This window comes from Faecalimonas umbilicata (assembly GCF_004346095.1).
In the GTDB taxonomy this organism is placed as follows: Bacteria; Bacillota; Clostridia; order Lachnospirales; family Lachnospiraceae; genus Faecalimonas; species Faecalimonas umbilicata.
This window is the reverse complement of sequence record NZ_SLZV01000004.1, coordinates 1-21523: the sequence shown is the minus strand read 5'-3', so window position 1 is coordinate 21523 and position 21523 is coordinate 1. Positions and strand designations below refer to the sequence as shown.

Genomic DNA, 21523 nt, shown 5'->3' with positions numbered 1-21523 from the left:
AGTGCTCCAACGACTAAAAAGTAGAAAGAAGGATAGAAAATGGCAGAAAAGCACATGCTGGCGGCCGATTTTGGAGGTTCCAGCGGAAGAGTGGTAAAAGGAAATTTTGACGGAAACCGGATTTCTCTGGAAGAAATACATCGTTTTGCAAATGAACCGGTGACTTTGTGGGGCAAAGAGACTTCCGTGATGTGCTGGGATTTCCTCAGATTGTTCTGTGAACTGAAAAAAGGAATATTAAAAGCAGGAGGGAACACAGACAGCATCGGAATTGATACCTGGGGTGTCGATTATGGTCTGCTTGATCAAAGCGGACAACTTCTTACAAATCCAATCCATTATCGTGATCTGCGTACCAGCGGAATGCGAAGAGAAGCTACTGCACAGATAGAAGAGTCCTTTTTGTATGAAATTACAGGAAGCCAGTTTATGGAGATCAATACTTTCTATCAGCTCCTGGCAGAGAAAAAGATCCGAAAAGACTTGTTTGGGATGGCAGGGCAAGTTTTGTTTCTGCCGGATTTGTTCGGGTATTTTCTATCAGGAGAAAGGACTGCGGAATATTCGATTGCTTCCACTTCACAGCTTCTGGATGCGAGAGGAAAAAGCTGGTCAGAAGAAATCTTAAAAGCAGCAGGGATTTCCAGAAGACTGTTTCCAGATATCTCCATGCCTGGCATACCGCTTGGAATGCTCCGAAGAGAGCTGAGTCAGGAACTTGGTGTGAAGTCATTGAAGGTTATTACGGTGGCAGGTCACGATACGCAGAGTGCTATGGCGGCAATTCCGGCAGAAGAAGAGGATTTTCTGTTTTTGAGTTGTGGTACATGGTCATTATTTGGGACGGAGTTAAAGGAGCCGCTGATCAATGAGAAAGCATTTTCCTACGGAATGACAAATGAAGGCGGCTGTGAAAATAAAATTTCCTTTTTGAAAAATATTGTGGGATTGTGGATGATTCAGGAGAGCCGCAGGCAATGGATGCGGGAAGGACAGGCGTATTCCTTTGGAGAGCTCGAGGACATGGCAAAATCTGCAAAACCGTTTTGCTGTCTGTTAGACCCGGATGCACCGATTTTTCTCCCGGAAGGAAATATGCCAAAGAGAATTCAAAGATTTTGTCAAGAGAGCGGACAGAACATTCCCGAAACACCGGGAGCAATTGTCAGAGGAATCGATGAGAGTCTTGCACTTTGTTACAGAAATGCAATGGAAGAAATTCAAGATTGTACGCAAAAAAAATATCGGGCGATCTATATGGTGGGTGGAGGGATCCAAAGCAATCTGCTCTGTCAGATGACGGCCAATGCCTGCAAGGTACCGGTTATCACTGGCCCACAGGAAGCAACGGTATACGGAAATCTTGGGATGCAGCTCATTGCAGAGCAGGAAGTAAAAGATGTAAAGGAGCTTCGTGGTCTGATCAGAACTTCAGAAGATCTTAAACGATACGAGCCTTCGGATACCGAAGTGTGGGATGAAATATATGAAATCTGGAAACATACAGTAAAAGTGAGAGAGGACAACATATTATGAAAGAGTATAGAGAGTTAAGAGAACAGATCTGTGATGTGTGTCATAAAATGTGGCAAAAAGGATGGGTGGCAGCCAACGATGGAAATGTTTCCGTTCGATTAGAAGATGGGACATTTCTTGCAACCCCTACAGGTATGAGCAAAAGTTTTATTACACCGGAGAAACTTGTCCGTATTGATAAAAATGGGAAGGTTCTTGACGGAGAACCGGGACTGCGTCCTTCTTCGGAGATTAAAATGCATCTGCGCTGCTACAGAGAAAGAGAAGATGTCGGAGCAGTGCTGCACGCACATCCGCCGGTGGCGACCGGGTTTGCAGTGGCAAACATTCCGCTGGATGATTATTCGATGATTGAAACTGTGATCTCCCTCGGCTCCGTTCCGGTTACTCCTTACGGAACACCTTCCACAGAGGAAGTACCTGAAGCGATCGCTCCGTATCTTGCCGATCATGATGCGATGCTTTTACAGAATCATGGCGCACTGGCAGTAGGGCCGGATATCATCGGGGCATATTACCGGATGGAAACACTGGAATTGTTTGCGCAGATTTCCTTAAATGCAAAATTACTCGGAGGTGCCAGGGAACTTTCTCGCCAGAATATCGACCGTCTGATCTCTATGAGAGAGCAGTATCAGGTTACGGGCAGACATCCGGGATATCGGAAATATCATGAGGAGCCGACCATCTAAAAATAAAAAACAATAAAACAAGAGAAAAGACCGGTACCAAATCATACAGCGTGCCGGCTTTTTTCTTGTGTTCTTCAGACAATGTGTATATAATGAATTTAAGGATTTTTGACAGAAAGATGAACTTAGAAAGAGACAAAATCTGTCTAAAAGCAGAGAAGAGAGAGGAAAAAGATTTGTGGTAAAAGAGGGAGCAATACCTATGGAATATTTGTGTGACAGCAATGCATACGGAAAAAATACTGACCGCATGAAATACCGGCTTGCGGATGCGATGAAACAATGCATGAAAACGGCGCCCGTGGAAAAAATTACCGTCAAAGAGATTGTGGAGGCGTGTGGTATAACAAGGCAGACCTTTTATCGAAATTTCAAGGACAAATACGATCTGATCAATTGGTATTTTGACAAAATTCTCCTGGAGTCATTTGAACACATGGGAGAAGGAGAGACCATCTATGAGGGACTTGTCAATAAGTTTTGTTATATTCGTCAGGAGAAGATGTTTTTCCGGGCAGCATTCAAAAATGATGACCAGAATTGTCTGAGGGATCATGACTTTCAGTTGATTCTCCAGTTTTATACAGAGAAAATTGAGCAGAATACGCAAAGGCAGATTTCCGATCGCGTTCGATTTTTATTGGAAATGTATTGTCACGGATCGATCTATATGACTGTACAGTGGCTGCTGGGACAATGGAAAGGGACACCGGAAGAGCTTGCATCACTGCTTGTTGCCGCGATGCCCGAAGAACTTTCTGCTATATTCAAAAAGCTGAAACTTTTGTAAAGTGACAGATTTCCTTTTTTGTAACTTTCTATTTGGAAAAAGAATTGTTAAAATGTAAACAAAAGAAAGATGAGATAGGCATAGAGTAAAGAAAACATGCTATATCAGAGAAAAGGAGATTGAGGACAATGGCAAACAGAATTATGTTAAACGAGACATCCTATCACGGAGCAGGAGCGATCAAAGAAATCGCAACAGAGGCAAAAGCCCGGTCATTTAAGAAGGCATTTGTCTGCTCGGATCCGGATCTGATCCAATTTGGAGTAACAGGAAAGGTGACAAGTGTACTCGAAGAGGCAGGACTTGCTTATGAGATGTATTCTGATATTAAAGCAAATCCGACAATTGAGAATGTGCAAAATGGTGTCAAGGCATTTAAAGCGGCAAACGCAGACTATATTGTTGCAATCGGCGGAGGCTCTTCAATGGATACCGCAAAGGCAATCGGCATTATTATCGCAAACCCAGAGTTTGAAGATGTCAGAAGTCTGGAAGGTGTTGCGCCTACAACAAAACCGTGTGTTCCGATCATCGCTGTTCCGACAACGGCAGGAACTGCAGCAGAAGTTACAATCAACTATGTCATTACAGATGTGGAGAGAAAAAGAAAATTTGTCTGTGTAGACCCACACGACATGCCAGTTGTTGCAATTGTAGATCCTGATATGATGTCTTCTATGCCGAAAGGGCTGACTGCATCCACTGGTATGGATGCATTGACACATGCGATTGAAGGATACACAACAAAAGCAGCATGGGAAATGACAGACATGTTCCATTTAAAAGCGATTGAAATCATTGCAAAATCGTTGAGAAGCGCGGTAGCAAACGAAAAAGAAGGACGTGAAGGAATGGCGCTTGGACAGTATATTGCAGGAATGGGCTTCTCAAATGTCGGTCTTGGAATTGCCCACTCTATGGCACATACACTTGGTGCTGTTTATGATACCCCGCATGGTGTTGCATGTGCGATGATGCTTCCGATCGTTATGGAGTATAATGCAGAGTGTTCGGGAGAAAAATACCGTGAAATCGCGCGGGCAATGGGAGTGAAAGGTGTCGATGAGATGTCTGTCGAGGAATATCGGAAAGCAGCTGTGGATGCTGTACAGAAACTTTCCGTGGACGTTGGAATCCCGACAAAACTGGAGGCACTGAAAGAAGAAGATCTTCAGTTCCTTGCTGAGTCAGCTCATGCAGATGCATGCGCTCCGGGAAATCCAAAAGATGCAAGCGTAGAAGATTTGAAAGAACTGTTTAGAAAATTGATGTAGGGAAAGATTTTTATAACAGGACTTGATCTATTTGCAAGAGATAGTATCCACCTTTATTAATGAAAGAAGGTATCGCAGAGAGGAGTATTAGGAAATAGAGTCTCCTCTCTGTTTTTGTTTCGCAGAATCGGGATTTATGCTATAATGTTCTGAAAACAGTCTATCAAAGATGTTTGATGTATTGGTAGGAAAAGAGAAAAGAAAAAGAGTGAGGGAATTTAGATATGAGTGAAATCAAAGTAAGTCATCAGAGTACAGCGCTTGTTCTGAACACAGAAACGCTCGGCATCGAGATTACAGCACATGGCGAAACATGGCGTTCAGAAAAGACGTATCAGCCACATTTTTATGTAAATGATAAAAAAATATATTTTCATCAGGCTGGAAAACTAGAACACTTTTCGTGGAATACCGGTGTCGGCTGTGGGATCAGAAGTGTATTTTCCGGTTTTCATCTTTCGGGGAAAGAGGATACTTTAAGTTTTCAGACAGTCATCTGGATTGAGTATGCGACGGAGGATATCTTCTTTGAGCTGAATCCTCTTACAGAATCAGAGCAGTGCATTGGAAATTTTTACTGGCCGGGGCAGATGGAGTTTCGCAAAAAGACAAGCGATTGGTATACCGTAATTACAAACCGTCAGGGCTTACTGATCCCAAATGACTGGAAATATGATGCCGGAAAAATCGTATTTGACGGGCAAATGTGCAGTGCAGGGGCATTTATGCCATGGTTTGGACAGGTCAGATGTGGAGCTGCGTATATCGGGATTGTCTGTGATCCGTGGGATGCCGGATATCAGGTAGAACATCCGGAACAGTCTGATTATTGTCATGTATCTGTCAGATGGCTTCCGAGCCTTGGAAAGCTTTCTTATAAGCGTACCATCAAATATCGTTTCTTAAAGAATGCCGACTATAATGATCTATGTAAAGTATATAGAGCTTACGCGAAGGAGAACGCACTGCTTGTTACGTTAAAAGAAAAAGCAGCAAAAAATCCGGTTGTAGACAAATTTATCGGTTCTGCTATCGTACATACTGGAATTAAGACACATGTATCGCCAGATTCTTTCTATTATGATAAAGAACATCCAGAAAAAAATGATGAAGTGATTCCGTTTGCAGTAAGAGAAGCGCAGATGAGGAAATTAAAAGAACATGGACTGGAAAAAGTTTATCTGCATCTGGATGGATGGGGAAACCCAGGATATGATAACCAGCATCCGGATTATCTGCCTGCTTGTGAGGAAGCCGGTGGATGGGAAGGAATGCGATCACTGTCGAAATCTATGAAAGAGATGAATTATATTTTTGCAATCCACGATCAGTACCGCGATTATTATTTTGATGCAAAGACGTATGATCCTGAATTCTCCATGATTTCTCCGGAAGGGAAAAAACCGGATTTTTGCCGTTGGGCAGGAGGATGGCAGACATACATCTGTGCAAGCCAGTCTCCACTTTACTTGAGAAGAAACTTTACAGAACTTTTTCGTCAAGGAATTCAGCTGGAAGGAACGTATCTGGATGTCTTTACCTGCAACGAGCCGGATGAATGCGCGCATCCGTGGCATACAATGACACGAAAAGAATGTCTGGAATATCGGAAAAAATGTTTTGATTTTCTAAACGCAAATGAAATTATTGCAAGTTCCGAGGAGACGATAGACTGGGCAGTGCCAAGTCTTGTGACTGCCCATTACAGCCCGTATTCATTTATGGTAGAAGAAAAGGGTTCGATGCTTGGGGTTCCGGTTCCGCTATTTAACCTTGTATACCATGACTGTATGGTAGTTCCATGGATGATGGATGCAGATCAGCCCGAAGGGGACTATATGCTGTATGCACTTTTAAACGGTGGAGCCGCATACTTAAACTGCGAAGCAGAAGGAAAGGAACTCGAAAAGGAGATTGAGCGCTATCGGACTGTGGCACAACTTCAGGAAAAGGTTGCTTATTCTGAGATGGTGCGCCATGAATTTTTAGATGGAAATTATAAGAAACAAAGAACTGTCTTTGCTGACGGGACAGAAGTAACCGTAGATCTTGAGGCGGGAACTTATCAGATTCATCAGAACTGAAACAGTCACAGTATACAGCGAAAGGATCTGAAATTATGAAAGATATGAATGGATATTATGATTTTTCCGGGCAGAAGTTCGGTTATCCTTTGAGCCTTAGCATCAATGGATTTTCACAAAATGTTTTTACAAGGCAGAGCAGTCTAGAACTTTCCTATGTGCTCTGTGGAGAATATGAAGCTGTGACAGAACAGTTTTCTACCATTGTCCACAAGGAAGAATTGATCCTCATTGCACCTTATGAAATGCATCTGCTCAGAAAACGCTGTGGGAAAGATGACGGAAAAATTCTGACAATCCATATCGACTTTGATCGTATGCCGGAGTCGATGACAGGAGAAGTAAAAGGGCAGTTTTATTCGGGAGTTTTTAACAGCCAGAAGAATCCTTCTGTCTATTTTCCATTGAAGCGTAAGATCGGAGAGCTTGTAAAGATGTTGATGGATGGTCAAAGTAATCTGCTGCGATTGAATGTGTTGATGGCAGAACTTGTTTGTTTTTCAGCTCGCGAAAATATTTCGTTGGAGGAGCTTCCACTTCAATCGGAGTATCAGGAGAATTATCTTAAAGCAATCAAGTACATTGATGAACATTTTAAAGAACCTTTGACGCTTCAAGACGTAGCAGATCAGCTTTCTTTCAGCTTATCTTATACTTCCAAACTTTTGAAAAAATATATGGGGATTCCGTTTAGTAAATATTTATCTTATGTTCGTGTGCGGGCCTCGCTGGAAGCGTTGTTGGAGGGAAAGGAGCAGATTGAACAGATTGCTCTTGAATGCGGAATGCCAAATGGAAAAGCTTATACAAAAACGTTCCGAGAGCTCTACGGAATTCTGCCCAGTGCTTACCGCAGGCAGTTTAGACAAAATCTCAAGTACAGCAAAGATGAGGAAGGAAGAGTTATGCAGTTGGATGAAGAGCAGAAAAGTCTGCTTTCTCATCTTGTAGAAGGAAACAGACAGATGGTGTATGAAGATGCAAAGCTTGTGATCTGGAAGGAGCAAGAGAAGTTCTGCTGCCAGATAAAAGAAATGTGGAGCGATGTTACAGTTGCAGCAAATGGAAAAATAGAAGTATTTTTTGAGGAAACATAAAAAATCGAAAGAGGCAGAGAGAAATTTTTTGCAGGAATAAAAAATAGCAGAAGATTTCTCTTTTGTTTTGTCTGGAAAATTTCGGATAAGTAAAGATAAAATCGGCACAGATTTTCAAAAAAAATTGTAATCTCATATGAAAATAGGACAAAATCTGCCTGCTGATGTATCTGAAAGGGCGGGTTTGGAAAAGAAAGACATGGTACAATAAGAGCAAGAACAAATGAATACGAAGGAGATACAAATTATGAATTCTTACGAACATTTATTTTCCCCAATTCAGATTGGAACGACAACAGTAAAAAACCGTGTATTTATGCCGCCGATTTCTACAAATCTTGCTGACAAAGGTTATGTCACAGATGAGTTGGTGGAGCATTATGCGGCACGTGCAAAAGGTGGAGTTGGTCTGATCATTACGGAAGTCACTACCGTAGAGCCTACTTATATTTATCTGCCGGGAGATATGTCTATTTGCGACGATTCTTACATTCCGGGTTGGAAGAAACTGACCGACGCAGTTCATAAATATGGTGCCAAAATTCTTCCACAGTTATTTCATCCAGCTTATATGGCATTTCCGATACCGGGGACTCCGCAGTTGATCGCTCCGTCCAATGTTGGTCCTTACTATGCAAAAGAAGCTCCAAGAGCTGTGACTATAGAAGAACTGAAAGTGATCATCAGACAGTTCGGGGAAGCTGCATTCCGTGTGAAGCAGGCTGGCGGTGACGGAGTAGAAATCCATGCAGCCCATGCTCACGGCTTACTTGGAGGATTCCTTTCCCCGCTCTACAATAAGAGAACAGATGCTTACGGCGGAGACATCCACGGCAGACTGCGTCTGACATTGGAGGTCATTGAGGAAGTCAGAAAAATGTGCGGAAAGGATTTCATCATTGATGTCCGCATTTCCGGTGATGAATATACAGACGGAGGTCAGAACTTAAATGATGCTGTCTATGTAGCAAAACAGTTAGAAAAAGCTGGGGTTGATTTCATCCATGTATCCGGAGGAACTACAATTATGCGAGGAAGTTCGATCCCTGCACCGGGAACACCGCTGGGATCCCACAGCAAAGTCGGAGAAGAGATCAAAAAACAAGTATCGATCCCGGTTGCGACCGTAGGGCGCATCACAGAGCCATGGTTCGCAGAAGAATTGATTGCAAATGGAAAAGCAGATATTTGCATGATCGGACGCGCAAACCTCTGTGATCCAGAATTTGTACAGAAAGCTTGTGAGGGAAGAGAAGATGAAATCCGTCCTTGCATTGGATGTCTTCGTTGCCTAAATGGCATCATGTTTGGAAAACGTGTCGCATGTACTGTTAATCCATCTCTGGAACTGGAAAACGAGGATAATATTCCGGCTGCACAAGAAAAGAAACAAGTGCTTGTGATCGGAGGAGGGCCGGCAGGCATGGAGGCTGCTTTCGTTGCAAAAAAACGCGGACATGAAGTAGTATTGTGCGAGAAAAGTGATAGTCTTGGTGGACTTGTAAAACTTGCAGCAGTTCCGATCGCAAAACAGGAATTGACGAAAGTGATTCAATATATGGAGAGAAAACTTACCCGGGAAGGTGTAGAAATCCTTCTGAACTGTGAAGTGACAGAGGAAATGCTGAAAAATGAATTCGCAGGATATGAAGTCATTGCAGGAACGGGTGCGGATCCAATTGTAGTAAATGCATTTACTGCATTTAAGCATTGTGTGACTGCAGACGATATTCTTGCAGGAAAAGCGTTTGCCGGAAGGAAAGTAGTAGTGATCGGCGGGGGATCTGTAGGGTGTGAAACTGCAGACTATCTTGCTCCGCTTGTCAATGATCTCTTCCCGAGAAATCGTGAAATCATCTTGTTGGAGATGGCAGATGGGATCATGCTCCAGGAATCTGGTCCGGGCAGAAGCCTTCTGACACAACGGATGATGAAAAAAGGAATTCAGATTCACTGTAAGGCAAAGGTAGAAAAGGTAGAAGCAGAGAAAATCTACTATACAGAGAATGGTGAAGAACACTGTATCTCGGATGCAGATACACTTGTGCTTGCGATGGGATACCGACCAGATTCGAAATTAGAAGAAACGCTTAAAAAAGCAAATGTTTCTTACCATTTGATCGGAGATGCAAAGAAGGTAGGAAATATCAAAGATGCAATTACAGAAGGATATCAGATTGCAAGAGAAATTTAACAGATAGCGGATATAATGTAAAGTAATAAAGAAGCTATTTATTCTAAAACAGGGGACGAGAGTTATTCTCAGTCCCCTACACCAAAATCTGTCTTTTCATATAACACTTCTACACTTGGATCTTCTAAAAGATACGCATATTTATTCATAAACCAGTCTACCAGTTCCGGATCTCTTTTTACATCGGTACTGTTATTTGTAAACACATTGACCGTGCCTAGTTCAAAATGCATCTTCAGCATTTGGATGTCATAATCAATCATTTCTTTTGTCTGCCCTTTGATCCCAACCATCAGACACGGGGAGTCAAAGTATTTTCGGACTTCTTCCGGGGAATCAAAATTAGCATGTTTATTTAAATAGTCTTCCCGAAAGCTCCGATCAAATGTCTCTACACCAATCTTAAAAGTAATTGGAATTCCCATATACTCCCGCATTTTTTGCAAATGTTTCCGATACATCCAGTGAGCTTCAAAAAATAGACGGTGAATCTGCTTTTCGATGATGATATCTTTGATCATTTTTAATGTTTCTTTTGGAAGTTCGAAACAGCTTCCAGAGTTGATGACTTCCAACACTCCGAGTTCCCCTGTGACACGAGAGAGAATTTCATAGTTCAAATCATTTATTGTATCAATATCCCGGGAATTGTCATCAATATAATCACAGAATCGGCATTTGCCCCAGGCACATGGTTTGCCTTTCAGAAGTACGATTTCGCGGGGATTTTTATTGGTGATCTTATTATACCTTTCCATGAGATTTCTCCTTATCTGCAGCTATTTTGATGGAAGAAGGAACTACAGCCAGAAGAGCAACAGTTAAAGCAAGAACAATGGCTCTGTCTGCATAGTCTGTCAATCCTTGTACGATACAGACACTGGCAGTTAATCCCAGACCAAGATGATGGAGCAGTTGTACCAAAAGTGTGGATCCCGAAGAAGTAATTCCGCCAAACACGATCGCGGTGATGGAAGAACTGATGACGGTTCCGGGAATGCTGACGATTCCTGCTCCAAGCAGGATTTTTATCAACCTTTTCCTATCGTGAAATGATATTTTCTGAAAGAGAAGTCCTGCAATCCCACCGGTGATCATCTGAACAGGTAAGTAATAAAGAGCATAAATATCAGTAGTCACGCCTCCAATGAGATTGCTTATGATCCCCGGGATCATTCCCGAAAGAGGTCCCATCAGAGCTGCTGCGAATACAGTTCCAAGAGAATCCAGATAAACCGGAAGCCGAAACAGCAGCGCGATATGCCCTCCGATGAGGTTGATTACAGAACAAAGTGCGAGAAGACAAAGCTTATTTGTCGAAAATTTTCTCATTGTGAGTCTCCTTTCATAATCTGCTCTAAGACAGAACAGCTTACCTTAGGATGCACTCCAAGAACTCTGTCAAAAAACATCTGCATAAATGCCAGAGGAGAAGTTTTGGTCAGAACGTGACTGTTTTTGTGTCCATGCCAGAAATCAAATCCATCTACGACACTCTGACCGATGCAAAGCCCGTCTGTTGCAATTCTCGTACAGGCATCGATACCACTGCAGAGTGTACGGTCTACAAAATAGGCCACTGCAAGAGGATCATTGATAACACAGCCGATGACACCTTCTTGTTTCCAGTGGAAGTCAAAATAGAACCGGGTAATCTTTCGGATCCGCTCACCTATCTGTGGATTCACATAGCACATATATTCTAAGATGTTGGGAGTCAGAACAATTTTTCTTGTCACATCTAATCCGACCATATGAATTTTTTTATCCTGGCAGACAGGCAGGTCTTCAAATGCACGGTATACGATTTCTGCTGCATGAGGATCACACCAGTAGTTGTATTCTGCAACAGGTGAACAGTTTCCGTGACTTTGATAACTTCCGCCCATGCTGATCAATTCCCCAAGTCCGGCAAGACTTTGTGGATCCTCTTGGATCACTTTTGCAAGGTTTGTAAGAGGCCCGAGTGCAATGATCGACACCGGGTCATTGGTTTGGGCAGCATTTTTCAGTGTGTGGGTAAGAAACTCCACACCACTTTCATCCATGATTTGATTAGTAATTTCAGGGTAATTAGATTCGCCGAGACCGTCTTCCCCATGGGTATCCATGGCATCCACGTAAGGGCGGACAAGTGGCAGTTCTTCTCCAAGATAAACAGGAATGTCCGGGCGGTTCATCCAGTGAAGGACTTTTTTAGCATTTGCCACACCTTTTTTTGCCGGTACATTTCCAGAGACAACTGTGATCCCTAAAACTTCTAATTCGGGTGAGCAAAGTGCCAACATCAGCGCAAGCGCGTCATCGATCCCGGGATCACAGTCAATAATGACTTTTTTAGCATTCATTCTCCAATCTCCTTTACTTTTTGATTCTGTGCTCAGAGAGCTACAGTATGAGATACTTGGTTTTTTATACTGGGAAGTTCACGAACCAGTCCAGAGGGTAAGAAATCCCTTCTGATTTTATAAATGCGATGTAGAGTATAGCACAAAATAGAGTGCATGTACAGTGTTTTATGAGGAAACGTTTATACGTTTTGGAATGTTTGTATTGGAATAGTTTCCTTGAAAATGTTATAATACTTGCATACTATTTCATATACTGTTTGCTCTGTAAATTTTTTGACAGAAAAATTGTGTGTAGGATGGGAGAAATCTTTATGATGTCAAAAGAACAGTTTTTGGTTTTCTGCGACTTTATTGTAGGGAAAAGAGGATACTGATCAAAGGTGCATACATGCGGATAGAAACGTTGTTTCAAAAGGCAGACTTTCACCGAGACGATATTGTATATCGTTTCACAGGGGAAAACAATGAGAAAATTATTTTTTATCAAAACGGGGAAAAACTCACGTTTGTAGATGCTCTATATCCAGGCTATCAAGAGCTGCTTTGTTGGCTTGAGAAAGAAAAAAGAGGGGGACTATAAATGAAAAAGAACTGCATCGCTTTTCCGAGTGGGACGGAATGGAGGGACAACACGGAGCAAACGAAGTATGAAATTGTGATTCCGCTTCAAAAGGAAACATTACGCCGGAGATTAAAAGAAACCACTTATCCTCTTTGCATAGAAAATGAAGCATACCGTCATCAAATATTATCAGATTTTTCAAATGATTGTCTTCGACTGAAAGCGTCTGCCGGTATTATGAAAAGCAATGGAATTCTATTTGAAGGAACGGTTATCGAAGAAGTGTATGGCATGCGGATCATTGGCACATTCCGTATTCTTCCAAGGATAAAAATTTTGACATTGCTCTTTCTTACGGCAATGACTGTAGCTATTTTTTTTATAGCAGGAAGCAGTTTTCCTACGATATTTCTCTTACTTCCAGTGGTGGGACTATGGTTCTATCTATATAAACATTTAGAAACAATTTTTGATACGAAGAGTGGCGATGAGCGGATTTTCCAATATATTCGGGAAGAACTAAATGGAATGATTGTACAAAAATAGCGTAAAAAGTAAAAAAAAAATTTATGTTTATCATTAAATTATAATTGAAAAAGATAAAAATAATGCTATACTGTGAATTAAGAAATGAAAGGAGCTGCATCTTATGAAACAAAAAACTTTGAAAAAATCTGCTCGTTTTATCTCCATACTTCTTAACATTGGCTGCATTATTTTCGGTATATTAAGTGTATCGCTATTGCTTGGAATTATGGTTATCGTTTGCACTCAGCTTTTTTCTCCGGAAATGTTCCGTGAGGCGTGGGCAACTGCTGTTCAGGCGGGACAATCTCTTAGCTTTGGGCAATGCGTATTTTTCTTCTTTTGTTGCCTTGGAGAGTTTATCTGTATCTTTTTAGCACTATATAATGCCAAAAGAATATTTGGATGTATTGGCAAAGGAAATTCTCCTTTTACAGCTAAAACAGCTATTCAGATACGAAAAATTGCAATGTATGTTCTGATTTTTGCTGTTTTTTCCGTACTCTCTGTTTTTAAAATGGCATTTTCATCTTTTTTTATGTGTGGGTTATTCGCCCTCATCTTGTTTTGTATTTCCCTTATTTTTGATTATGGATGTGAATTACAGCAAGAAGTAGATGAAATGATATAAAGGAGATTTGATATGGCAATAATTTTAAGACTTGATAGAATGATGGCGGATAGAAAGATAAGCCTAAACGAACTCGCGGAAAAGGTTGGTATTGCAAATGTCAACTTATCTAAAATTAAAACAGGGAAAGTAAGTGCTATTCGTTTTTCTACGTTGAATGCTATTTGCAAAGTGCTGGATTGCCAGCCGGGGGATATATTAGAATATCAGAAAGACGCGGAAGAGTAAAAAGCTAGGTTGTATTGCGGAACGACTGCCATACTTTCTTTTCACATTAACCGATTTCCTATGCAGGGCTGAAAAGCCCTGCATTTCTTACGTTTTTGTTAGAATTTTGTAAGAAAACTTGATACAAAAGAATGCTCTCATCCATTATAATAAAAAGAAGTAAAGAAGGAGGAAACGATATGGACACAATCTTGAAACGGGATAAATACTCTGATGGAAGGTGGGAAAAACGATGTATGCTAAATTGATTTTCCAAAATGCAAAACGCTCTGCGAAGGACTATCTAATCTACATTGTTACCTTGACGATCTGCGTTACTTTGTTTTATGCGTTTCTATCCATATCCAGCAGCTATTATCATCCAGATATTGGAACAGCTTATGAGATTACAGCATTTAGCGATGGTATCCAATTGGCAGTTTGTGCAATCACCCTGTTGTTATTGTTCCTGATACGCTATGTAAATAACTATATGCTGCGGCGTAGGCAAAAGGAATTTGCAGTACAATCTATTATGGGGATGGAGCAGAAAACAATCAGTTGGCTCTTTTTTGCTGAAACTTTTTTGATGGGAGCTGTATCGATTGTCATTGGCATTGCTCTTGGCGTGCTATGTTCGCAATTTATGTCCGCTATGCTGCTGGCTTCTTATGGTCAGAGTTATGAGCTGACATGGACACTGTTCCCGGATACTGTTCTTTGGACAGTCGGTTTTTTTACAATCAGTTTTTTTGTAGTTGGACTGTTTAATGTCCGTACTATTCGTAAGATTAAGATTATAGATATGCTGTCTGCGGATAGACAAAATGAACCGGATTTGAAGAAAAATCGGTTTATGCCGACGATTCTTGTAATCTACTTGGCGCTTTCTATATGGATGTTGGAAACAGGGATTCAAAAGATGATTTTTTTCTTTGATCCGCGATTTGCTTTTCCGATTCATATTCTATTTTGGGGAAATATCATGTTCCCGGCGCTCACTTTGTTTTGGTCGTTCACTTGGCTGTGCAAAAAGAAAGTATGGACATTGCAAACTTTGCTTATCGGTCTATTAGTCTGTACAGTTCCCAATACTGTATTTTCGGCTCTTGTACCGGTTTTTGAAAGCAAGTATTATCTAACCCTTGGCGCAGGTACAATTAATCAATATTTGATGTTCGTTGTTGCAGACTTACTTTTTTTGATATGCGGAATTATTTATCTGTCCAGCAGTGCAATTGTTGTATGGAAAAGCAAAGCTCCCGCACACAGGTATCAAGGGAATAACCTGTTTTTCTTTGGACAGATCATATCTAAGCTCTCGACAACGACAAAAACAATGACCTTGATCTGCATCACTCTGACAACGGCCATTCTTATGTTCATAATTGCACCAATACTGACCGAATGGAGTATGGGATATTTGGATAGCCGATCCATGTATGATGTGCAGATCAATTCTCGATATAATAATGTGGATGAAGAAGCCGACTTGCCAGTAGGAGATTATGAGTTGGTAACAGAATTTTTGGCAGAAGAAGGAATTGCGACAAATGCAGACTGTACTTTTAGTCTTTACCTTCCAAATCGCGAAGATTTTCATAGCCGTGTAAAGCATGAGTTTCCTGTGGTTGCTATTTCTCTTAGCGATTATAATGCTATTCGAGAAATGCTGGGATATAAGACGGTCACGCTTGAGGAAAATGAATTTACAACCCAGTGGCATATGGCTGTAACAACGGATGAACAAGAGGAGTTTATACGTAGTCATGCAATAGTAGACACCGATGCCGGAAGACTGACACTTTCTGAACAGGCCAGTCATCAAGAAGCGATGGGTGAAACCTTATACAATTCCTATACGCAAGTTGTATATGTGTTTCCTGACAACATTTGCCAAAATCTTCTTTCTGTCAATCGGAATCGCTATATCCAGACCTCAGGAGAACTTTCTTATTCAGATGCAGCAGCCTTAGAAAACAAGTTTATAAAGGCATATCCGGAACTTTCAGAAAATGGTGTTGGGTATTATATTCGATTAAGTACGCTGCAAGTCAATGAGGCAAAGGGGATGAACTTCATTCTGAAGACGGCGATGATTTATGGTGCGGTGGTTTTAATGGTAATATGTCTTACTATCTTATCTTTACAGCAGCTTTTGGATGCCGGACAGTATCGTTACCGTTTTGGAGTACTTCGCAAGTTGGGTGTCGAGGAACAGGATATAAAAAGTCTTGTAAGGAAACAGTTAAGTGTATGGTTTGGTTTGCCGGTAGTGGTATCCATTATAGTTTCTGCTATTGTTGTGGAGTACTTCTTGCAATCCGTTTCCGTTGAAATTTCCGCTTATATCGGAATTGGAGCTTTAATTACGCAAGTATCCATTACGATATCCATTCTTATACTCTTACTGCTATGTTATTTTCTAAGTACTTGGATATTGTTTCGGAGATCTATCACGGAATAAAACGAATTGGGGCAGGGAAACTTGCTCCAATTTTAGCTGTATTATGTTATAATGCAGTTTAGGAGGATTGTTATGAATACAGAAATTTTAATTATTGAAGATGATCCGGTGATCCGTAAAGAACTGCAAACAGTACTGGAGGGAAATAAATATCACACATCTGCTATTGAAGATTTTTCTGATGTAACAGAACAGGTGCGAAAAATAAATCCACATTTGATTTTATTGGATATTAAATTGCCGCAAGAAAATGGGTTTACCATTTGTTCCGGCATTCGGAGTTTTTCACAGGCTCCGATTATCTTTGTTACCAGCTGCAATACGGATATGGATGAATTGAACAGTATTATGCTTGGAGGAGATGCTTTTATCACAAAGCCCTATCACACAGCCATTTTACTTGCGAAAATTGCTTCCTTGCTGAAACGTGCTTATCCTGATACACAAAGCAGACATCTGACTTATCAAGGTGTTTCTTTATCTTTAGAGACTGGAACAATCGAAGCGGAAGGAAAGCAAACAGAACTCACAAAAAATGAACTGAAGATTATGTACTATCTATTTGAACATGCCGGAACCATCTGCACAAGAGCAGATCTCATTGAATATTTATGGGACAATCAGCTCTATGTAGATGATAATGCATTGAGTGTAAATATTGGACGTATCAGAGAAAAATTATCAAAGATCGGCGTTAAAGACTTTATTAAAACGAAACACCGTCAGGGGTATACACTATGAATGGAAAACAGTATTGGAAAGACAAAATCCCCCTTTTCCTCATCAATATCGTTTGTATGGTATTGCTGTCAGTTTTTCTGCTCTTTGTCGGAAATAATGCAGATAGTATTGCAGTGATTCTTATCATCTGGACGATGTTACTGGCTGGTGTACTGACGTTTACCTATCATCAGCGAAAAAGGAGATTAAATAAATTAGTAAAGATGGCAGAAGGACTGGAAGAAAAATACTTGTTGTCAGAGATGCTTCCGGAACCGGAACATGCCGAAGAACAGGTTTATTTTCAACTCTTAAAAATGGCGTCCAAATCTATGCTGGAACAGATTGGAACAGTAGCAAGGGAGAGACAGGAGTATCGAGAATATATTGAGCAGTGGATCCATGAAATCAAAACACCGATTACTGCAATGAAACTATTGTGTGAAAATCATAAAGAGCCTTTTACAAGAGAAATGATGAGGGAACTGGAAAAAACCAATCGCTTTACAGAACAGGCGCTTTATTATGCCCGTAGTGAATATACGGAAAAGGATTATTCTGTTCAGGAAATCCGGTTATTTGATGTGGTGCATCAGGCGATTGCAGATAACAAGTATCTTTTATTGCAGAATCAGGTTGCTTTAGAGACGGAAGAAAGTGAACTGACGGTTTATTCGGATGACAAATGGCTCCGGTTTATTCTGGATCAGTTGATTGTCAATGCTGTAAAATACAGCCGGGAGCATCCCGTATTGCACTTTTATACCAAGGTGCAGGGAGATCAGATTTTTCTTTTTGTAGAAGATCATGGAATCGGGATCTGTGCAAATGATCTGCCCCGTATTTTTGAGAAAGGTTTTACCGGGAAAAATGGACGTATCCGGCAAAATGCAACCGGTATCGGACTTTATCTTTGCAAAAGACTTTGTGATAAGCTGGGAATTGGAATTGCCGCCCAGTCAGGCGAGACAGGAACGACAATGATCCTGTCCTTTCAAATCAATCATTTTATTCATCAGGTGCAGGGCTGAGAAAAGCCCTGCATTTCTTACATTTTTGTTAGAAGTTTGTTAGAAAACTTGATACAAACACAGGCAGAAATCCGTTACAATAATAATATCAAAAGACGAGGTGAGTATCATGAAAGAAATTTTAAAATTAGACCATATTCAAAAATTTTATGGAAATGAAGGCAATGTAACAAAAGCGATTCAGGATATTGATTTTTCTGTGCAGGAAGGTGAATTTCTAGGGATTATGGGTGCGTCAGGATCAGGAAAAACAACGATGCTGAACTGCATTTCTACCATAGATACGGTAAGCGCAGGGCACATTTATTTGGATGGTACAGATGTAACTGAGATAAAAGAAAAGGCGATTGCAAAGTTCCGGAGAGAAAATCTGGGATTTATTTTCCAAGACTTTAACTTGCTGGATACTTTAACCATTCGTGAGAATATTGCTCTGGCTCTGACGATTAACCACATTCCGGTTGGGGAAATAGAACCAAGAGTGGAAGAGATTGCAAAAAGTCTGAATATTGCCGATATTTTGGATAAATATCCATATCAGGTTTCCGGTGGACAGAAGCAGAGATGTGCTTGTGCAAGAGCAATTATCAATCACCCGAAGCTGATTTTGGCTGATGAACCTACAGGGGCCTTGGACAGCCACTCATCTCAGATGCTTTTATCTACCATGCAGAGTATGAATGAGAATCTGGGTGCAACCATTCTGATGGTTACACATGATGCATTTTCGGCAAGCTATGCCAATCGGATTTTATTTTTACGTGACGGTGTAATCTTCACTGAAATCTTAAAAGGCAGGGACACCCGTAAGGTATTTTTTGATAAAATCCTGAATGTTCTTACCATGATGGGAGGCGGGATAAGTGATGTACTTTAGATTGGCATTTCAAAATGTAAAACGTTCTATAAAAGATTATTTGATTTATATTATGACACTAACTGCCTGCATCTCCTTATTTTACGCATTTTTGTCGATTACCAGCCGTTATTATAGACCAGATATTGGTGCGGAGTTTAATCTGGAGGTGTTAGGAGACGGAATGTTGCTGGTGATTATATTAATTACCATGCTTTTGATTTTTCTGGTGCAGTATGTCAATCGGTTTATGATAAGGAATCAGCAAAAAGAATTCGCAGTGCAGAGTATCATGGGAATGGAGCAATCAATGATTGCCGGTCTTTTCTTTATAGAAACATTGGTAATGGGACTTTTCTCACTGGTGTTAGGAATTGTATTGGGAGTCATTTTCTCACAATTTATTACTGCCATGTTGCTGCAGGTTTTTCAGAAACCATTTGTATTTTCGTTTATGTTGTTTCCGGATACGGTGTTTCTGACCGTTTTCTTTTTTGGCGCTTGTTTTGCAGTCGTAGGACTGTTTCAGATCCATACTATCAGAAAGATAAAAATCATTGATATGCTTCATGCAGATCGAAAAAATGAAGCATTTTCCACAACTCATAAATGGGTGGAGAAGGTTTTAAAAGTTAATTTTATTTTGTTTTTTCTGATGGGGATTTATAGTATCAGGACATTGACTTATTACCTTACTGATGAGTTTCAAACAGCAATTCAAATATGGGTTTTAATCAGTATTGTAATACCTTTTGTTATGGTAGGCTTGGGAATTGCTGAAAAGAAGATACGAAAATCTAGCAGCCATGTAAAATATCTGCTTATGGTTGGAGTGGTCGGATTTGCAGAAATGATAACCGTAAGTCTGCTTCCTGTCTGGAAAATGTATTTTGCTCTTCCGATGGATAAGGGGGCATTTAATTTATATCTGGCCTTTATCATCTGGTGTCTGATATTTCTTGTCAGTGTATTTTTTGTTGTATTCAGTGATGGACTTCTGGTCTTGAAAAATCGTAGTCTACGAGTAAAGTATAAAGATGAAAATCTGTTTTTCTTCGGACAGATTTTATCAAAATTAGGATCAAATACACTGTCAATGACTTTAATCTGTTTGACTTTGACATTATCTATTTCTCTATTTTTACTTACCCCTTTCTTGGTGGAATGGGCACAGGGATTTTTAGATAAGAGAGTGGTATATGATATTCAAATTGATTCCGATTATACAGCTGCAGAGAATGTAAAATTATTGCCTGAAACAGATTACACATTTTTGGATTCGTTTTTTGAGGAAAAGCGCATTACTTTGAAAGACGACTGTACTTTTTCAACATACTTTTTGAAAGCCTCGGATGTTCATGGGCAGAGTGCAATTACAGCTATTTCCTTGTCTGATTATAACCACTTGATGGAAATGTTTGGATATGAGAAAATTTCTCTTGCTGAAAATGAATTTTCAACACAGTGGTTATCTATTACACCGAAAAGTACAATGGAAACTTTTGAAACCCAGTACGACAGGATCGCTACAGATAATGGAGAACTGATTCTTTCTGCCATTGAACCGAAAACAGAGGAACTAGGAGAAGTAATATACAGTAATCAAAATGTTGTTCTGATTCTACCTGATTTGACGTGTGATAAGCTGACGGTCGCAAATTCTTATCGGTATATCATGACAGAAAGTCCGCTTTCTTATGCAGACGCCGAACAATTAACGGATTATTTCCATGAATATATGCCGATGGATGGACAGGAGGTTTATTCTGTCACTACAAAAACAATTGAAAGAAATGATACTTCTGCATTGATCTTCATTGTACAGACAGGATTGATTTATAGTGCAATTATTTTATTTGTTATATGTTTTACAATTCTATCTCTGCAGCAATTATCTGATTCTGGAAAGTATCGGTATCGCTTTCAGGTTTTAAGGAATATGGGAGTGGAGGAAAACCATATCCGCAGGTTGGTATTAAAACAATTAGGGATTTGGTTCGGAGTCCCTGTTATGGTAGCTCTTCTCATATCCAGTGCATTTATACTGTTTTTATTTATTGGATTTTCCATACAGATTAGAACGTATATCGGCGCTTGGAAATTGTTGCAGCAAGTAGGAACTATTTTGATTATTTTGTTTGCTTTATTGATCTGTTATTTCACCAGCACCTGGATATTATTCCGAAAGTCCATTTCACAAGGACAGGAGGGGAAATGTAACGTATGACTGTAGAATATGAGGATGGGAAGCCTGACCATCTAGAGCGTGTGCTTGTATCCTGTCAGTATACGGAGAATAAGAAACTGGAAGCAGTTCATTTAGATTTCCTGCCTTTCTTGTCATTAATAAATATTCAAAATGATTTCATAAATTAAATCCTTTCGTTTGCCATAGACGGAAACCCACTACCTTCAGGTGGTGGGAGGAGCCTTGTGAATCTTTAGCCATTAACCCTGACTCTCAATATACTTTTGTATAGTCGCTGACGATACTTCTCCAATACTG

General features: G+C 40.4%; 18 protein-coding genes and 1 riboswitch. Of the genes, 15 read left to right on the top strand and 3 right to left on the bottom strand.

From position 1 onward, the window contains the following. The first annotated feature begins 39 nt into the window (after positions 1-39). The 7 genes from EDD74_RS02570 (at position 40) to EDD74_RS02540 (ending at position 9667) form a co-directional block, all read left to right on the top strand. A complete protein-coding gene (locus tag EDD74_RS02570; RefSeq protein ID WP_116442251.1) occupies positions 40-1536 on the top strand; it encodes a rhamnulokinase in 1497 nt (498 codons plus the stop codon). Beyond that, the gene (locus EDD74_RS02565; protein ID WP_116442250.1) at positions 1533-2228 is read left to right on the top strand and encodes a class II aldolase/adducin family protein; all 696 of its coding nucleotides are present in this window, start codon (positions 1533-1535) and stop codon (positions 2226-2228) included. Before EDD74_RS02570 ends, EDD74_RS02565 begins: the two co-directional genes overlap by 4 nt. 202 nt (positions 2229-2430) lie before the next feature. After that, the gene (locus EDD74_RS02560; protein WP_008975635.1) at positions 2431-3018 is read left to right on the top strand and encodes a TetR/AcrR family transcriptional regulator C-terminal domain-containing protein; all 588 of its coding nucleotides are present in this window, start codon (positions 2431-2433) and stop codon (positions 3016-3018) included. Positions 3019-3146: 128 nt separating this feature from the next. Then, a complete protein-coding gene (fucO, locus tag EDD74_RS02555) occupies positions 3147-4292 on the top strand; it encodes a lactaldehyde reductase (RefSeq protein ID WP_008975636.1) in 1146 nt (381 codons plus the stop codon). Between the two features lie 224 nt (positions 4293-4516). Beyond that, positions 4517-6376: a DUF5696 domain-containing protein gene (locus EDD74_RS02550; RefSeq protein ID WP_116442249.1), complete on the top strand. Its 1860-nt coding sequence runs from the start codon at positions 4517-4519 to the stop codon at positions 6374-6376. Between the two features lie 35 nt (positions 6377-6411). Beyond that, positions 6412-7473: a helix-turn-helix transcriptional regulator gene (locus tag EDD74_RS02545; RefSeq protein ID WP_116442248.1), complete on the top strand. Its 1062-nt coding sequence runs from the start codon at positions 6412-6414 to the stop codon at positions 7471-7473. A 247-nt stretch (positions 7474-7720) separates the two neighbouring features. After that, entirely contained in the window at positions 7721-9667 is a 1947-nt protein-coding gene (locus EDD74_RS02540) for an oxidoreductase (protein WP_116442247.1), read from the top strand. A 68-nt stretch (positions 9668-9735) separates the two neighbouring features. On the opposite strand, the gene EDD74_RS02535 is transcribed toward EDD74_RS02540, so the two are convergent. Genes EDD74_RS02535 through EDD74_RS02525 form a run of 3 tightly spaced genes read right to left on the bottom strand, consistent with a single transcriptional unit; the run spans position 9736 to position 12015 of the window. Then, positions 9736-10425, bottom strand: a complete 690-nt coding sequence (locus EDD74_RS02535; RefSeq protein WP_116442246.1) for a radical SAM protein — start codon at positions 10423-10425, stop codon at positions 9736-9738. Beyond that, positions 10412-10999 carry an ECF transporter S component gene (locus tag EDD74_RS02530; RefSeq protein ID WP_008975641.1) on the bottom strand — a complete coding sequence of 196 codons (588 nt, stop codon included), beginning with the start codon at positions 10997-10999 and terminating at the stop codon, positions 10412-10414. The genes EDD74_RS02535 and EDD74_RS02530 overlap by 14 nt, the downstream gene beginning before the upstream one ends. After that, the gene (locus tag EDD74_RS02525; RefSeq protein WP_116442245.1) at positions 10996-12015 is read right to left on the bottom strand and encodes a nucleoside hydrolase; all 1020 of its coding nucleotides are present in this window, start codon (positions 12013-12015) and stop codon (positions 10996-10998) included. The genes EDD74_RS02530 and EDD74_RS02525 overlap by 4 nt, the downstream gene beginning before the upstream one ends. Before the next feature lie 50 nt (positions 12016-12065). Continuing rightward, positions 12066-12110, bottom strand: a riboswitch (PreQ1 riboswitch). A 488-nt stretch (positions 12111-12598) separates the two neighbouring features. Here EDD74_RS02525 and EDD74_RS02515 point away from each other — a divergent pair. The 8 genes from EDD74_RS02515 (at position 12599) to EDD74_RS02480 (ending at position 21244) form a co-directional block, all read left to right on the top strand. Continuing rightward, the gene (locus EDD74_RS02515) at positions 12599-13126 is read left to right on the top strand and encodes a hypothetical protein (RefSeq protein ID WP_116442244.1); all 528 of its coding nucleotides are present in this window, start codon (positions 12599-12601) and stop codon (positions 13124-13126) included. 103 nt (positions 13127-13229) lie between these two features. Next, on the top strand, positions 13230-13736 hold the full coding sequence (locus EDD74_RS02510) for a DUF2975 domain-containing protein (RefSeq protein ID WP_016440543.1): 507 nt from the start codon (positions 13230-13232) through the stop codon (positions 13734-13736). Positions 13737-13748: 12 nt separating this feature from the next. Beyond that, positions 13749-13964: a helix-turn-helix domain-containing protein gene (locus EDD74_RS02505; protein WP_116442243.1), complete on the top strand. Its 216-nt coding sequence runs from the start codon at positions 13749-13751 to the stop codon at positions 13962-13964. Between the two features lie 232 nt (positions 13965-14196). After that, positions 14197-16410, top strand: coding sequence for an ABC transporter permease (locus EDD74_RS02500; RefSeq protein ID WP_116442242.1), 2214 nt, complete (start codon positions 14197-14199; stop codon positions 16408-16410). Positions 16411-16482: 72 nt separating this feature from the next. Next, positions 16483-17151, top strand: a complete 669-nt coding sequence (locus EDD74_RS02495) for a response regulator transcription factor (RefSeq protein WP_116442241.1) — start codon at positions 16483-16485, stop codon at positions 17149-17151. Further along, entirely contained in the window at positions 17148-18161 is a 1014-nt protein-coding gene (locus EDD74_RS02490) for a sensor histidine kinase (RefSeq protein WP_116442240.1), read from the top strand. Before EDD74_RS02495 ends, EDD74_RS02490 begins: the two co-directional genes overlap by 4 nt. Before the next feature lie 109 nt (positions 18162-18270). Continuing rightward, positions 18271-19038 carry an ABC transporter ATP-binding protein gene (locus EDD74_RS02485; RefSeq protein WP_116442239.1) on the top strand — a complete coding sequence of 256 codons (768 nt, stop codon included), beginning with the start codon at positions 18271-18273 and terminating at the stop codon, positions 19036-19038. Then, positions 19028-21244 carry an ABC transporter permease gene (locus EDD74_RS02480; protein WP_116442238.1) on the top strand — a complete coding sequence of 739 codons (2217 nt, stop codon included), beginning with the start codon at positions 19028-19030 and terminating at the stop codon, positions 21242-21244. Before EDD74_RS02485 ends, EDD74_RS02480 begins: the two co-directional genes overlap by 11 nt. Positions 21245-21523 lie beyond the last annotated feature (279 nt).

Coding starts and splice junctions, on each gene's coding strand:
- EDD74_RS02570 (WP_116442251.1), top strand. CDS start 40: ATGGCAGAAAAGCACATGCTGGCGGCCGATTTTGGAGGTTCCAGCGGA.
- EDD74_RS02565 (WP_116442250.1), top strand. CDS start 1,533: ATGAAAGAGTATAGAGAGTTAAGAGAACAGATCTGTGATGTGTGTCAT.
- EDD74_RS02560 (WP_008975635.1), top strand. CDS start 2,431: ATGGAATATTTGTGTGACAGCAATGCATACGGAAAAAATACTGACCGC.
- fucO (WP_008975636.1), top strand. CDS start 3,147: ATGGCAAACAGAATTATGTTAAACGAGACATCCTATCACGGAGCAGGA.
- EDD74_RS02550 (WP_116442249.1), top strand. CDS start 4,517: ATGAGTGAAATCAAAGTAAGTCATCAGAGTACAGCGCTTGTTCTGAAC.
- EDD74_RS02545 (WP_116442248.1), top strand. CDS start 6,412: ATGAAAGATATGAATGGATATTATGATTTTTCCGGGCAGAAGTTCGGT.
- EDD74_RS02540 (WP_116442247.1), top strand. CDS start 7,721: ATGAATTCTTACGAACATTTATTTTCCCCAATTCAGATTGGAACGACA.
- EDD74_RS02535 (WP_116442246.1), bottom strand. CDS start 10,425: ATGGAAAGGTATAATAAGATCACCAATAAAAATCCCCGCGAAATCGTA.
- EDD74_RS02530 (WP_008975641.1), bottom strand. CDS start 10,999: ATGAGAAAATTTTCGACAAATAAGCTTTGTCTTCTCGCACTTTGTTCT.
- EDD74_RS02525 (WP_116442245.1), bottom strand. CDS start 12,015: ATGAATGCTAAAAAAGTCATTATTGACTGTGATCCCGGGATCGATGAC.
- EDD74_RS02515 (WP_116442244.1), top strand. CDS start 12,599: ATGAAAAAGAACTGCATCGCTTTTCCGAGTGGGACGGAATGGAGGGAC.
- EDD74_RS02510 (WP_016440543.1), top strand. CDS start 13,230: ATGAAACAAAAAACTTTGAAAAAATCTGCTCGTTTTATCTCCATACTT.
- EDD74_RS02505 (WP_116442243.1), top strand. CDS start 13,749: ATGGCAATAATTTTAAGACTTGATAGAATGATGGCGGATAGAAAGATA.
- EDD74_RS02500 (WP_116442242.1), top strand. CDS start 14,197: ATGTATGCTAAATTGATTTTCCAAAATGCAAAACGCTCTGCGAAGGAC.
- EDD74_RS02495 (WP_116442241.1), top strand. CDS start 16,483: ATGAATACAGAAATTTTAATTATTGAAGATGATCCGGTGATCCGTAAA.
- EDD74_RS02490 (WP_116442240.1), top strand. CDS start 17,148: ATGAATGGAAAACAGTATTGGAAAGACAAAATCCCCCTTTTCCTCATC.
- EDD74_RS02485 (WP_116442239.1), top strand. CDS start 18,271: ATGAAAGAAATTTTAAAATTAGACCATATTCAAAAATTTTATGGAAAT.
- EDD74_RS02480 (WP_116442238.1), top strand. CDS start 19,028: ATGTACTTTAGATTGGCATTTCAAAATGTAAAACGTTCTATAAAAGAT.